The sequence below is a fragment of the Pseudomonas sp. K5002 genome, assembly GCF_013386655.1.
In the GTDB taxonomy this organism is placed as follows: Bacteria; Pseudomonadota; Gammaproteobacteria; order Pseudomonadales; family Pseudomonadaceae; genus Aquipseudomonas.
Window position 1 is genome coordinate 1 of record NZ_JACARK010001470.1, and the last position, 915, is coordinate 915.

Sequence of the window (915 nt, forward strand, 5' to 3'; positions counted from 1 at the left end):
CGCGAGCACGGCGTGCGGGTGTTTCGCGGCGCCCAGGTGAGCACTGAAACCCCTTGATTCACCCCAACCCCAGTAAAGGAGCATGACCATGTCCGTAACCGCCGTAGACAGCAACCTCGCCCCCGGTGGCGCCAGCCCTGAAGCCAAGTTCAACGCCGCGGTGGACAACGCCAAGAGCGCCGATAAACCGGAGATGACCGACGCCGAATTCACCGATGCCCTGATCACCCAGGCGGTCACCATCGGCGGCCAATTCATCATCATGCCCAAGGCCCAGGAAATGCTGAATGACGCCATGTCCGATGACGACGAAGAGTAGGGCGCACCCATGACCATCAGTCTCGCTGCCAGCGCCACGGCCTTGCCGCCGTCCGCCGGCGCGGGGCCCGCCGGGGCCTCGCAGAATCTGTTCGAGCACATGGCCAATACGGCCAAGGGCATGCCCGAGGGCGCCAGCCCCCATCAGATCGGCTCGGGGCTGATGGAGCGCCTGAACAGTTTTATCGACCGCTCCCGGACCTTTTCCGAGCGCGCCGATTTGCTCACCAATAACCCCTCGGCGCCGCCGCAAGTGGCCGCTGCGGATATCCGCACCTCGGGTGCCTCGCCCACCGCAGAACCGGGCAAGAAAGTTGCCGAGCAGCAGGTCGACCAGATCGTCCATTCACTGGGCAAGATGTTCGACTACTCCATCGAAACCCAGATGGTGGTGCGCGGTGCGACGCAGATTTCCGGTTCCGCCAACACGCTGCTCAAGGGTCAATAACGCCATGCCAAGCCCGAATCGTGCCCTGCGCCTGCTGCTGATCGGCGTGCTCGCCAGCCTCTTGCAGGCCTGCGACATGGACCTCTACACCAACCTCAGCGAGCGCGACGCCAACGCCATGGTCGCGGTGCTGCTGCGCGACGGCATCC

The 915-nt window shown here is 64.4% G+C and carries 2 protein-coding genes and 1 pseudogene; all 3 read left to right on the top strand.

Annotated features, from left to right (window positions below; translation table 11 throughout):
- The first annotated feature begins 88 nt into the window (after nt 1-88).
- A complete protein-coding gene (locus tag HX846_RS37245; RefSeq protein WP_003208330.1) occupies nt 89-319 on the top strand; it encodes a hypothetical protein in 231 nt (76 codons plus the stop codon).
- A gap of 9 nt (nt 320-328) precedes the next feature.
- Nucleotides 329-766, top strand: a complete 438-nt coding sequence (locus HX846_RS37250) for a hypothetical protein (RefSeq protein WP_003208328.1) — start codon at nt 329-331, stop codon at nt 764-766.
- 4 nt (nt 767-770) lie between these two features.
- A pseudogene (locus HX846_RS37255) lies at nt 771-915 on the top strand (EscJ/YscJ/HrcJ family type III secretion inner membrane ring protein); the annotation flags it as partial.

Bases quoted from the DNA above. Each gene is read 5' to 3' on its own strand.
- HX846_RS37245 (WP_003208330.1), top strand. From the start codon at position 89: ATGTCCGTAACCGCCGTAGACAGCAACCTCGCCCCCGGTGGCGCCAGC.
- HX846_RS37250 (WP_003208328.1), top strand. From the start codon at position 329: ATGACCATCAGTCTCGCTGCCAGCGCCACGGCCTTGCCGCCGTCCGCC.